Genomic DNA, 12,020 nt, shown 5'->3' on the forward strand with positions numbered 1-12,020 from the left:
GCCCGACCCCCGCCGCCCTGACCGGGGCGTCCCCGTACGACCCGGCGGAGACCCCGCTGGCCCGCACCCGCCGGGCCCGCCGGATGGCCCGCGAGCTGGCCGTCATCCACCCCGACGCGCACTGCGAGCTCGACTTCACCAACGCCTTCGAGCTGCTGGTCGCCACCGTGCTGTCGGCCCAGACCACCGACAAGATGGTCAACAAGGTGACGCCGGCGCTGTTCGCGCGGTACCCCGACGCGGTCGCCCTCGCCGGCGCCGACCGGGCGGAGCTGGAGACGATCCTCAAGCCCACCGGGTTCTTCCGGGCCAAGGCGAACTCGGTGCTGGGGCTGAGCCAGGCGCTGGTCGAGCGCTTCGACGGCGAGGTGCCGGCCCGGATGGCCGACCTGGTCACTCTGCCGGGCGTCGGGCGCAAGACGGCGAACGTCGTGCTGGGCAACGCCTTCGGCGTCCCGGGGCTCACCGTCGACACCCACTTCGGCCGCCTGGTGCGCCGGTTCGGGTGGACCGAGGAGGAGGACCCGGTCAAGGTCGAGGCCGAGATCGCCCAGCTGGTGCCGAAGAAGGAGTGGACCGACTTCAGCCACCGGGTGATCTTCCACGGCCGCCGGGTGTGCCACGCGAAGAAGGCCGCCTGCGGGGCGTGCGGCCTGGCGCAGTGGTGCCCCTCGTTCGGCATCGGCCCGGTCGACCCCGAGCTCGCCGTCAAGCTGGTGAAGACGCCGGCCGCCTCGGACACCGAGTGATGCGCCGCCTCGTGCCGGTCGCGGTCGCGCTGCTCGCCGTGGCCGGCTGCACCTCCGGTGGGAGCGGGACGGCCGCCGAGCCGTCGCCGACGGCGTCCCCGGCCGCGGTGCTGACCGCCTGCCCGGAGCAGCCCGCCGCCGGGGCGACCGGCGCCGAGCGCCTGCCGCCGCTGGCCTTCGACTGCCCCGGGGGCGGTTCCCTGGACCTCGCCCGCGCCCCCGGCGTGCCCATGGTGGTCAACCTGTGGGGCAGCTGGTGCCCGCCGTGCCGCGAGGAGATGCCGCTCCTGCAGCAGTTCTCCGAGGCCGCCGGCGACCGGGTGCGGGTGGTCGGGGTGATCAGCAAGGACGGGCTGCCCCAGGCCGCGTCCTTCGCCCAGGACGCAGGCGTCACCTTCCCCAGCGCCTTCGACGGCGACGGCGAGCTGATGGCCGAGCTGGGCCTGAACGCGCTGCCGTTCACCTACTTCGTCGACGCCGCCGGCGCGCTGGTGCACACCGAGGCGGGCCCGGTGAGCTCGGTGGAGGAGCTCCGGGGGCTGGTCGCCGAGCACCTGGGGGTGCAGCTGTGACCGGCACCGACGGGCTGCCCGCGTACCTGCAGCGGCTGGTGGCGCGGGCCGACGACCTCCCGCTGCGCCACCGCATGCCGCAGCGGACCACCACCGCCCGCCGATCCGCCGTCCTCATCCTGTTCGGCGAGGGGCCGGCCGGCCCCGACCTGCTGCTGATCGAGAAGTCCCCGCACCTGCGCAGCCACGCGGGCCAACCCGCGTTCCCCGGGGGTGGGGTCGACCCGGGGGACGACTTCCCGGTGGGTACGGCGCTGCGCGAGGCGCACGAGGAGGCGGGCATCGACCCCGACGGCGTCCGCGTCGTCGCGACGCTGCAGGAGCTGTTCCTGCCACCGTCGGACCGGTTGGTGGTCCCCGTCGTGGGTTGGTGGGACGACCCGCGGGACGTCGCGGTCGGCGATCCGCACGAGGTGGCCCGCGTCGCGCGGGTGCCCCTGGCCGACCTCGTCGACCCGGCCAACCGCTACCGGGTGCGGCACCCGGCCGGCTACGTCGGGCCGGCGTTCTGCGTCGCCGACATGGAGGTGTGGGGCTTCACCGCCGGGCTGCTCGACGCGATCCTCGAGGCCGCCGGGCTGGCCCGGCCGTGGGACGCCACCGACGTCCGGCCGATCGACCCCGAGCGGCTCCGCCCGTACACCCTGCCCGGCTCCGGCGACGACGACCCGGCCGGTGACAGCGCCGCGCCGACGGTGGCCGATCCCGCGCCCGACGGGCCCGCGGCGCGTACGGTTCGGCCCCGATGAGCAGCAGAAGGACCCCGGCTCCCGCACCGTCCGCACGCTCGTGGCGATCCGCTGGACGGGGCCGGGGCGTGGCGCTCGCCGCCGCGCTGGTGCTGCTGACCGGCTGCGGTGGTGGCGGCGGTGGCGGTGCGGCGGAGCAGGCGCCCGAGGCGCCGGTCCCCGAGGGGCTCGGCGAGGTCACCGTCGCCGAGGACGGCGTGCAGGAGGTCACGCTCCAGACGCAGGACGACTACGTGTTCACCCCGGACACCTTCACCGTGGCGCCGGGGCCGGTGCGGCTGACCGTGGTGAACGTCGGCGAGGACATGCCGCACAACCTCGAGTTCACCGACGCGGAGCTGCCCGAGCCGATCGACGCCGGCATCTCCATGCTCGCCGCCGGTGAGGAGAAGACGATCGAGTTCGAGGTGTCGACGCCCGGCGACTACCCGTTCGCCTGCACCTTCCACCTCCAGCTCGGACAGGTGGGCACCATGACGGTCAGCGGGTAGCGGTGTCCCTGGTCGACCTGCTGCTGATCACGCTCGCGCTGGTCTTCGCCCTCTCCGGGTTCCGGCAGGGCCTGCTGGTCTCCGCCACCTCGATCCTCGGCTTCCTCGGCGGGGCGGTGCTCGGGGCGCAGCTGGCCGGGCCCGTCGCCGACCGGATCGACGGCTCCAGCGTCAGCCGGGTCTTCGGCGCGCTCGTGGTCGTGCTCGCCGGGGCGCTGCTCGGCCAGATCCTGGCCGGCGCGGCGGGCCGGGCGCTGCGCTCGCGGGTCACCTGGGAGCCGGCCAAGATGGTCGACTCCGTGGCCGGTGCCCTCGTGTCGGCGGCTGCGGTGCTGCTGGTCGCCTGGATGGTTGCCTCCCCGCTGGCCAGCTCGCCCTTCCCCCAGGTCGCCGGCCAGGTGCGCCAGTCGGCGCTCGTGCAGGCCGTGGACCGCGCCGTGCCCGACGAGGTGCGCGCGGTCTACGAGGACCTGCGGGAGGCGATCGACCGGCGGGGGCTGCCCGACGTCCTCGACCCGCTCACCCCCACCCAGGCGCGGGAGGTCCCGGCTCCCGATCCCCAGCTGCGGAACAGCGCGGTCGTGGCGTCGGTGGAGGGGTCGGTGGTGCGGATCCGCGGGGTGGCGCCGTCGTGCTCGCGGCAGATCGACGGCTCCGGCTTCGTGTACGCGCCCGAGCGGGTCATGACCAACGCCCACGTGCTGGCCGGTGTGACGGACCCGGTGGTGGTCGCGGAGGGCCGGGAGTACGACGCGGTCCCGGTCGTCGTGGACGAGGAGGTCGACGTCGCGGTGCTCGCGGTGCCGGGGCTGCCCCAGGTGCCGCTGCGGTTCGCCCCCGCGACGGCGGACTCCGGGGACGACGCGATCATCATGGGCTACCCCGGCGGCGGGGACTTCTACGTCGGCCCCGCCCGCGTCCGCGACCGCGGCGAGATCAGCGGGCCCGACTTCCGCAACACGCGGACCGTCGTCCGCGACGTCTACGCCCTGTTCGGCCAGGTCCGCGCCGGCAACTCCGGCGGGCCGCTCTTCGCCCCCGACGGGAGCGTCCTCGGCGTGGTCTTCGCCTCGGCGATCGACGACCCGCAGACCGGCTACGCCCTCACCGGCCCGCAGGTCGCCCGGGCCGCCGAGGCGGGCAGCGTCGCGCGCACCGAGGTCCCGACCGGGCCCTGCGAGTAGAAGGACCCCGCTGCCCCCCACGCCTCGCTCCGCTCGGCGCGGGTCCCTGCAGCGGGGCCGTTCCAGCACGTCACCTGCCCCCCACGCCTCGCTCCGCTCGGCGCGGGTCCCTGCAGCGGGGCCGTTCCAGCACGTCACCTGCCCCCACGCCTCGCTCCGCTCGGCGCGGGTCCCTGCAGCGGGGCCGTTCCAGCACGTCACCGCGCCCAGTCGGCGATGGCGCGGGTGACCTCCTCGGGGGCCTCCTCCTGCGGGAAGTGGCCGATGCCGGGGAGCTCGCGCCACTCGTAGGCCCCGGCGACGTAGCGGCCCGACCCTCTCGCCGTCCGGGGGAGGACGTACGGATCGGCCCCGCCGTGCAGTTGCAGGGTCGGGGCGGTGACCGGGGCCGCCATGCGCCGGGCGTACCGGAGCCCGTCGGGTCGCAGCTGCGAGCGGCCGGCCCAGCGGTAGTACTCCATCGCGCCGTACGCCGCCTGCGGGATGCGGGCCGCCGAGCGGTAGCGCTCCACGGCGGCGGCGAAGTCCGCGGTGCGGGCCCACTCCGGCCCGGCCCAGCGCCGCATCAGGTCGGCGACCGGGTCGTCGTCGAGGCGGGTCAGCCGCCGCTCCGGCAGCCGCGGCACCTGGAAGCCCAGGGCGTGACGGAGGGCCCGCCGTTGCCCCCGGTCGGCCAGGCCGGCCCGCAGCAGCCGCGGGTGGGCCATCGAGACCACGACCAGCCGGCGCACCACCCGCGGGTGCAGCGCGGCCGCCGTCCAGCCCAGCAGGCCACCCCAGTCGTGGCCCACGACGACCGCGTCGCGCTCACCCAGCGCCCGCACCAGCGCCGCGACGTCGGAGGAGAGGGTGGGCAGGTCGTAGCCGCGGGGCGGCTTGTCGCTGGCCCCGTAACCGCGCAGGTCCGGCGCCACGACGCGGAAACCGGCCTCGGCCAGGCCGGTGAGCTGGGCGCGCCAGGTCCACCAGAACTGCGGGAACCCGTGGAGCAGCAGCACGAGCGGCCCGTCGCCGGCCTCCGCCGCGTGCAGCCGTACGCCGTTGGCGGAGATGTCGCGGTGGGCCCACGGACCCGGGAGCAGGACGCTGATCGCGTCGGGACGGCCGTCCGGGGGGACGGTCACCGGTCTCAGACCCGGTAGGGCTCGTTGCCGCGCAGCTGCACCTTGCCGCCGCTCACGGTGGGCACGTCGCGGCGCCGGGCGCCGGGGGCCTCGCGGTGCATGACCTCGGGCAGCTCCCGCAGCGACTCGATCGTGCGCTCGGGCTTCTCGATCTTCTTGATCATCCGCTTGCCGATCAGCGCGAGCAGGCCGGCGACGAGGAGCAGCGCGACCCAGACGATGAGGTAGGACAGCCAGCGGGGCACGCCCAGCGCGGTGAGGCCCTCGGCGAGCGCGATGAAGAGGAAGAACATCGAGAAGGCGGCGACGACGCCGGCGGCCCCGAACATCCCGCCGCCGATGGCGCCCTTCTTCGCGGACGCGCCGATCTCGGACTTGGCGAGCTCCACCTCGCCGCGGATCAGCGTCGAGACGTCGGCCATCGCGCTCTGCACCAGCGTGCCGATCGAGGGCTCGGCCGCCGCGCTGCTGCCGTCGGTGCGGGTGGTCGACACACTGTGGGCCACGGGTGGCTCCTCCTCCGGTCGGGACGGTGCTGGTCAGGACGATGGTGCCCCATCCGTCCCGGGACCGCGTCCCGGTCCCTCGGAAAGGGGGGCACAGGAAGCTTCCCCTGCGGCGGGGACGCCCGCGACGCAGGGAGAGCTTCCTGTGCCTACGGGGGTCAGCCCTCCGCGGGGGCGGCGGGCAGCTTCTCCTTGATCATGTTCATCACCGACGAGTCGGTCAGCGTGGTGACGTCGCCCAGCTCGCGGTTCTCGGCGATGTCCCGCAGCAGCCGCCGCATGATCTTGCCGGAGCGCGTCTTGGGCAGCTCCTGCACGACCATGATCTGGCGCGGCTTGGCGATCGGGCCGATGTCCTTGGCGACGTGCGTCTTCAGCGCCTGCACCAGCTCGTCGCCGGAGTCCTCGGCGTTCCCGCGGAGGATCACGAAGGCGACGATGCCCTGACCCGTGGTGGGGTCGCTGGCACCGACGACGGCGGCCTCGGCGACGGTCGGGTGCCCCACCAGCGAGGACTCCACCTCCGTCGTCGAGATGCGGTGGCCGGACACGTTCATCACGTCGTCGACCCGCCCGAGCAGCCAGATGTTGCCCTCGGCGTCCTTCTTCGCGCCGTCCCCGGCGAAGTAGACGTCCTTGCCGAAGCGCGACCAGTAGGTGTCGACGTAGCGGTCGTCGTCGCCCCAGATGGTGCGCAGCATCGACGGCCACGGCTCGGTGAGCACCAGCAGGCCGGTGGAGTCGTCGCTGAGCTCGTTGCCCTCGTCGTCGACGACCTTCGCCGAGATGCCCGGGAAGGGGTGCTGCGCGGAGCCCGGGGTGAGGCTGGTGACGCCGGGCAGCGGGGTGAGCATGTGCGCCCCGGTCTCGGTCTGCCACCAGGTGTCCATGATCGGGCAGCGGCCGCCGCCGATGTGCTCGTGGTACCAGAGCCAGGCCTCGGGGTTGATCGGCTCGCCGACCGACCCGAGCAGCCTCAGGGAGGTGAGGTCGAAGCCGGCGGGGATGTCCTCGCCCCACTTCATGAACGTGCGGATCACCGTCGGCGCCGTGTAGAGGATCGTGACGCCGTACTTCTGGATCAGCTCGAACCAGCGGCCGCGGTGCGGGGTCTCCGGCGTCCCCTCGTACATGACCGACGTCGCCCGGTTGGCCAGCGGCCCGTACACGATGTAGCTGTGGCCGGTGACCCAGCCGACGTCGGCCGCGGTCCAGAAGACGTCGGTGTCGGGCTTGAGGTCGAACGTCGCCCAGTGCGTGTAGGCCACCTGGGTCAGGTAGCCGCCGGAGGTGTGCAGGATCCCCTTCGGCTTCGCCGTCGTGCCCGAGGTGTACATGATGTAGAGCGGGTGCTCGGCGTCGAAGAACTCGCAGGTGTGCTCTGCGGACTGCCGGCCGACCACGTCGTGCCACCACAGGTCGCGGCCCTCGGCCCACTCGACGTCCTGCTCGGTCCGCTTGACCACCACGACGTTCCGGACGCCGGGGCTGCGGCCCACCGCGTCGTCGACGGCGGGCTTGAGCGCGCTGGGGGCGCCGCGGCGGTAGCCGCCGTCGGCGGTGATGACCAGGACGGCGCCGGCGTCGTCGAGCCGGCTGGCCAGCGCGTCGGCGGAGAAGCCACCGAAGACCACCATGTGGACGGCGCCGATGCGGGCGCAGGCCAGCATCGCGACGATCGTCTCCGGGATCATCGGCATGTAGATCGCCACCCGGTCACCGGCCTGCACGCCGAGCTCGACCAGGGCGTTGGCCGCCTTGCAGACCTCGTCCTTGAGCTGGGCGTAGGTGATGGTGCGGGTGTCGCCGGGCTCGCCCTCCCAGTGGTAGGCGACCTGCTCCCCGTGGCCGGCCTCGACGTGCCGGTCGACGCAGTTGTAGGCGACGTTGAGCTTGCCGCCGACGAACCACTTCGCGAAGGGCGGGTTGCTCCAGTCGAGGACCGTGTCCCACTCCTCCTCCCAGGTCAGCCGGCGCGCCGCGGACTCCCAGAACGCCAGCCGGTCGCGGGCGGCCTCGTCGTAGACGTCGGGGCCGACGTTCGCCTGGGCCGCGAGGGCCTCGGGCGGGGCGAAGCTCCGGCCGCCGACCTGGGTCGTTTCGCTCATGGGGTCCTCCCGAGAATCCGGCGCCGCGTGCCGTCGCGGCGGTGCGGCGTGTTCCACGACACACCGTATGGCCGTGGTGCCCGGTCGTCTGCCCCGTGCGCCCCGCGGAGCGACGACCGGCCACACTGGCCCGGTGAGCGGTCCGCAGGCGCAGGTCGTGGCCCGCATCCCGGGGGCCGCGGCCCTCGGCCTGGTGCCCCCGGAGGGGGCACCGGCGGTGCCGGCCGGCCGGCTCGCGGACCCGGCGTGGCTCGGCCGGGTCCTGGCCGAGCGCTCGGCCCGCGGCGGGGGGACCCCGCGGGTGCACGCGACCGTGTGGTGGTACTCGGCGTCGGCGGTGCTCATGGCCCCGGTGCTGGCCGGCCTCGCGGTCGGGCGCCCGCTGTCGGCGCGCCCGGCCGACACCGCCGTCGTCCTCGGACCCGGCGGGCTGCCCGCGGCCGCCGTCTCGGCCGCCCCCGCGGAGGACCCCGCCGCCGGGCTGCGGGAGTGCCTGACGGTGGTGGTCCCGGCGGTGGCCGCTGCCGGCCGGATGCGACCCCGCCCGCTGTGGGCGATCGCCACCGACTCGCTGGCCAACGGGCTGCTCACCCTCGGGCGGGCCCTTGGCGACGTCCCCGCCGTCACCGCCCTGGCCGCCCCGCTGGCCGAGGCGGTGGGTGCGCCGCTGCCGGCCCCCCGCTACGTCGACGTCGACGGGGTGCGCTTCACCGCCCGGGTGTCCTGCTGCCTGGTGGACCGGCTGCCCGGCGGGGGCACCTGCCTCTCCTGCCCCCGCCGCCCACCGGCCGAGCGGCAGGTCCTGCTCGAGGACGCGGCGGCGCGCGGCTGACGGGACCGCGCATGCCCTCGCACTCGGCCGTCGTCGGGGCGATGATCGCGGGGGCGACCGCAGTCGAGCGACCAGGGAGGGCCCATGCCCGTCATGCCTGCAGCGTTCTTCGGTCACGGCAACCCGATGAACGCCCTGGAGCAGAACCGCTACACGGAGGCCTGGCGCGCCTTCGGCCGCTCCGTGCCCCGGCCCCGGGCCATCCTGGTGGTCTCCGCGCACTGGTACGTGCAGGCCACCGCGATCACCGCCATGCCCCGGCCGCGGACCATCCACGACTTCTTCGGCTTCCCCCGCGAGCTCTTCGACGTCCGCTACGAGCCGCCGGGGCTGCCCGAGCTGTACGAGGAGGTGGCCGACATCGTGCACCCGACCTGGGTCGGCGCCGACCACGACAGCTGGGGCATCGACCACGGGACGTGGTCGGTGCTCATGCACGCCTTCCCGGACGCCGACATCCCGGTCGTGCAGCTGTCGATCAACGCGCTCAAGCCCTTCGACTACCACCTGCAGCTGGGCGCGGCCCTGGCGCCGCTGCGCGAGGACGGCGTGCTGCTGATCGGCAGCGGCAACGTCGTGCACAACCTCGGCGGCGTCAGCCGGGCGCTGCCCGACGCGGGCTTCGACTGGGCGCAGCGGTTCGACGAGGCCGCCAAGGAGTGCATGCTCACCGACCCCACCGACGTCGGCCGGCTGGACGGGCACCGCGACTTCGACCTCGCCGTCCCGACGCCGGACCACTTCCTCCCGCTGCTCTACGTCGCGGGCGCGGCGGGGGCCACCGACGCCCCGGTGGACGTGCTGGTCGACGGGTACGCCTACGGCTCGCTCTCCATGACCGCCTACAGCGTGGGCATGGACGCCCCCGAGCTGTCGGGGTCGGGGGTCGCCGCGGCGCTTCCCGAGGGCCCGCCCCCGGACGGCGCCAACATCTGAAGAAGTTCCCCCACCGCAGCGGGGCCCGTTCCCGCAGGGCGGTGCCCGGGGGGTGCGGTCAGGCGGTGCGGGGGTCGTCCCGGGCCGGGCGGTGCAGGTCGGTGATCCGGGGGAAGGGGCGGGTCGAGAACACCGCCTCGACCGGGACGCCGAAGAACTCCGCGATGCGCAGCGCGAGGTGCAGGCTCGGGTTGTACTCGCCGCGCTCCAGGTAGCCGACGGTCTGGTAGTGGACGCCGAGGGCGTCGGCCAGCTCCCGCCGCGTCACCTGCTGCTCGGCGCGCAGGAGCGCGATCCGGTTGTGGACGGCGTCGCCGGTGCGGTCGTCAGCCACCGGTCAGTGCACCCACTGCAACGCCTGCTCCCGAGCCTCGGCCACCTGCGAACCGGACTGGCGCCGCGCCATCCGGCGGAGCACCCGCGGGGTCACCAGCAACCCGGCGACCGCCCACGCCGACAGTACGAGCACCGTCGTGCCGGTCCGCCACGACCCGGCCAGCTCGAACGCCAGCGCGGTGTCGGGCAGGAAGGCCGAGCGCATGCCCACCCCGATCCAGTAGATGGGGAAGACCTGCGCGACCGCCTGCACCCAGCCCCACAGCGCCTGGATGGGGAAGAAGATCCCCGAGATCGCGGTGAGCACGATGATCGGCAGCATCCCCCAGGTGCCGACCTTCTGGACGCCGGGCACCAGCGAGCCGATCACCATCCCGATGGGGAGGGTGGCGAGGAGCCCGAGCGCGAGCACCCACGCGACGGTGAGCCAGCCGGAGGTCCCGCGCGCCATCACGTCGTCGAAGAGCAGGAAGCTCGGCACGAGGATGACCAGCAGCATCGGCAGCAGGCCCAGCGAGTGGTACAGCACCTGGCCGGTCACGTAGCCCTGCATGCCGTGGGGGACCGCCTTGTGCCGGAGCAGCGTGCCGTCCTCCCGCTCCATCGCCAGCGCGTAGGCCGGGCCGATCACGACCCCGAAGGCGAGCAGGGCGGCCAGGATGCTCGGCAGGGAGTAGGCCACCACCGGGACGGACTGCCCGTCGGCGGTGATCTCGCCGTTCCGGTTGAACCACAGGTAGAGCAGCGTGCCGCCGCCCATGAACAGGTAGAAGCCCTGGTCCTGCGGGCTGCGCAGGCTCAGGACGAACTCCGTCCAGCCGCGGCGCAGACCCAGGCCGATCGCGTGCCGGGTGGCGTTCACCGGGTGACCTCCTCGAGGACGGGCCCGGCCGGCCGGCCGGACTCGGCGCGCTGCACCATCGCCAGGTAGGTGTCCTCGAGGCTGGCGCGCCGGACCTCGAGATCGGTCAACCGGTCGCCGTGCTCCTCGAACAACCGGCGGACGAAGCCGACGACGTCGTCGGTCGGGTGCACGAAGCGGTCCGGGCCGCAGGCCCAGCGCACCTCCGCCGTGCCGGCGACCTGGCGGGTGAGCTCCTCGGCGCTGCCGGAGGCGACGATCCGGCCGTTGGTCAGGATGAGGATCCGGTCGGCCAGCTTCTCGGCCTCGGCCAGGTCGTGGGTGGTGAGCAGGATGCTCGTCCCCTCGAGGTCGGAGAGCCGGTGCACCAGTTCGTGGAAGTCCCGCCGCGCCTGCGGGTCGAAGCCCGCGGTGGGCTCGTCCAGGAAGAGCAGCTCGGGGCGGCCGATGATGCCGACGGCGACGTCCAGCCGCCGCCGCTGCCCCCCGGAGAGCCGGACGATCTTCTTGTCGGCGTGCTCGGTCAGGCCGACGGTCGCGATCAGCTCGTCGACCGCGTACGGGCGGGGCCGTCCGGGGGTCGACCACGGCTCGAAGTAGCCGCCCAGCTGGGTGAGCAGCTGGCGCGGGGTCCAGCGCGCGTGGTCGCGCCAGGACTGCAGCACCACCCCGACCCGTGCCCGCCAGGCGTCACCGGCGGTCGCCGGGTCCTCCCCGAGCACCCGTACCTCCCCGGCCGAGGGCAGCCGGAAGCCCTCGAGGATCTCGATGGTCGTGGTCTTGCCGGCGCCGTTGGGACCCAGGAGGCAGACCACCTCTCCGGGGTGCACCGCGAGGTCGACGCCGGAGAGGACCTCCTGGCTGCCGTAGCTCATCCGCAGCCCGCGGGTCCGGATCACCGCTCCGCCTGACGCGTCCTGCCGAGGGTCCACGCTGCCCCACCCCTCCGTGCTGTCGTGCGACAGATAGTAGGAGTGCTACATCGAGAGCACAAGTGTCATCGCCGGCGCGCGGGTGGCTGACATCAGGCCAGAAGTCGGATACGTGGAGTGACGACGCTCCGGGAGGACGGACGGCTCCGTCACCGCCGTTCCCGGCCCTCGTTACTGCTGTGCAAGTGGCGTCACACGTAACGAGCTCCGGGAGGCCCCCTTGTCGTCGCGTTCCCTGCCCCGCCCCGGACGGCCGCGCGGCCGCCGGGCCCTGGTCGCCTCCGGGCTCGCCGCCGCGCTCGTGGGTGTCCCCGGTCTCGCGCGGGCGGAGGAGCCGGTGGCGTCGCCGGACCCGCTCCAGCCGGTGACCGACGTGCTGGAGGAGGTGATCGGCGACCCCGCCGCCCCGCCCGCGCTGCCCGGTGGGGGTGCGGGCGCGGACCCGGCCGCGGAGGGGGAGGAGCCCGAGGTCGTCCCCGTGCCCGCCGTGGAGGTCCCCGCCGAGCTGGAGGCGGCGCTCCAGCAGCTCGGCGCGGCGCTGCAGCTCCCGGAGAGCTGCGTTGCCGGGATCGTCGCGTCCGTCGAGCTCGTCGTCGCCGGCCTCGTGGCGGTGCCCGTCCAGCTGGTCGGGGTGGTCAC

Annotated in this window: 14 protein-coding genes; 8 read left to right on the top strand and 6 right to left on the bottom strand. The window is 74.4% G+C overall.

Annotation, left to right across the window (positions count from 1 at the left end):
- The 5 genes from nth to E9565_RS19790 all read left to right on the top strand — a co-directional run.
- A partial coding sequence (gene nth / locus E9565_RS19770; protein ID WP_236836560.1) for an endonuclease III occupies nucleotides 1-749 on the top strand: 749 nt, incomplete at its 5' end.
- On the top strand, nucleotides 749-1,321 hold the full coding sequence (locus E9565_RS19775; protein ID WP_236828516.1) for a TlpA disulfide reductase family protein: 573 nt from the start codon (nucleotides 749-751) through the stop codon (nucleotides 1,319-1,321). The genes nth and E9565_RS19775, both read left to right, overlap by 1 nt.
- Nucleotides 1,318-2,070, top strand: coding sequence for a CoA pyrophosphatase (locus E9565_RS19780; RefSeq protein ID WP_236828515.1), 753 nt, complete (start codon nucleotides 1,318-1,320; stop codon nucleotides 2,068-2,070). Before E9565_RS19775 ends, E9565_RS19780 begins: the two co-directional genes overlap by 4 nt.
- A gap of 68 nt (nucleotides 2,071-2,138) precedes the next feature.
- A complete protein-coding gene (locus E9565_RS19785; RefSeq protein WP_236828514.1) occupies nucleotides 2,139-2,561 on the top strand; it encodes a plastocyanin/azurin family copper-binding protein in 423 nt (140 codons plus the stop codon).
- Nucleotides 2,562-2,563: 2 nt separating this feature from the next.
- Entirely contained in the window at nucleotides 2,564-3,745 is a 1,182-nt protein-coding gene (locus E9565_RS19790; RefSeq protein ID WP_236828513.1) for a MarP family serine protease, read from the top strand.
- A gap of 197 nt (nucleotides 3,746-3,942) precedes the next feature.
- On the opposite strand, the gene E9565_RS19795 is transcribed toward E9565_RS19790, so the two are convergent.
- From E9565_RS19795 to acs, 3 genes are all read right to left on the bottom strand, one after another.
- On the bottom strand, nucleotides 3,943-4,869 hold the full coding sequence (locus E9565_RS19795) for an alpha/beta fold hydrolase (RefSeq protein WP_236828512.1): 927 nt from the start codon (nucleotides 4,867-4,869) through the stop codon (nucleotides 3,943-3,945).
- A gap of 5 nt (nucleotides 4,870-4,874) precedes the next feature.
- A complete protein-coding gene (locus E9565_RS19800) occupies nucleotides 4,875-5,375 on the bottom strand; it encodes a phage holin family protein (RefSeq protein ID WP_236828511.1) in 501 nt (166 codons plus the stop codon).
- Between the two features lie 158 nt (nucleotides 5,376-5,533).
- Nucleotides 5,534-7,483 carry an acetate--CoA ligase gene (acs, locus tag E9565_RS19805; RefSeq protein ID WP_236828510.1) on the bottom strand — a complete coding sequence of 650 codons (1,950 nt, stop codon included), beginning with the start codon at nucleotides 7,481-7,483 and terminating at the stop codon, nucleotides 5,534-5,536.
- 133 nt (nucleotides 7,484-7,616) lie between these two features.
- Here acs and E9565_RS19810 point away from each other — a divergent pair, with 133 nt between their 5' ends.
- A complete protein-coding gene (locus E9565_RS19810; protein WP_236828509.1) occupies nucleotides 7,617-8,315 on the top strand; it encodes a (2Fe-2S)-binding protein in 699 nt (232 codons plus the stop codon).
- 84 nt (nucleotides 8,316-8,399) lie between these two features.
- Complete coding sequence (gene ygiD / locus E9565_RS19815; protein WP_236828508.1) at nucleotides 8,400-9,251, top strand: 4,5-DOPA dioxygenase extradiol; 852 nt, start codon at nucleotides 8,400-8,402, stop codon at nucleotides 9,249-9,251.
- A gap of 58 nt (nucleotides 9,252-9,309) precedes the next feature.
- Here ygiD and E9565_RS19820 read toward each other — a convergent pair whose 3' ends face one another.
- The 3 genes from E9565_RS19820 to E9565_RS19830 are packed head-to-tail and all read right to left on the bottom strand — an operon-like array spanning nucleotide 9,310 to nucleotide 11,348.
- Complete coding sequence (locus tag E9565_RS19820; RefSeq protein WP_236828507.1) at nucleotides 9,310-9,585, bottom strand: helix-turn-helix transcriptional regulator; 276 nt, start codon at nucleotides 9,583-9,585, stop codon at nucleotides 9,310-9,312.
- Between the two features lie 3 nt (nucleotides 9,586-9,588).
- Nucleotides 9,589-10,449: an ABC transporter permease gene (locus E9565_RS19825; RefSeq protein ID WP_236828506.1), complete on the bottom strand. Its 861-nt coding sequence runs from the start codon at nucleotides 10,447-10,449 to the stop codon at nucleotides 9,589-9,591.
- Nucleotides 10,446-11,348, bottom strand: a complete 903-nt coding sequence (locus E9565_RS19830; protein ID WP_236828505.1) for an ABC transporter ATP-binding protein — start codon at nucleotides 11,346-11,348, stop codon at nucleotides 10,446-10,448. The genes E9565_RS19825 and E9565_RS19830 overlap by 4 nt, the downstream gene beginning before the upstream one ends.
- 253 nt (nucleotides 11,349-11,601) lie before the next feature.
- Between E9565_RS19830 and E9565_RS19835 the strand changes: the two genes are divergently transcribed.
- Nucleotides 11,602-12,020 (top strand): hypothetical protein (locus tag E9565_RS19835; RefSeq protein WP_236836561.1); only part of this gene is annotated, 419 nt, incomplete at its 3' end.

The sequence above is a fragment of the Blastococcus sp. KM273129 genome (genome assembly GCF_021698995.1).
Taxonomy (GTDB): domain Bacteria; phylum Actinomycetota; class Actinomycetes; order Mycobacteriales; family Geodermatophilaceae; genus Blastococcus.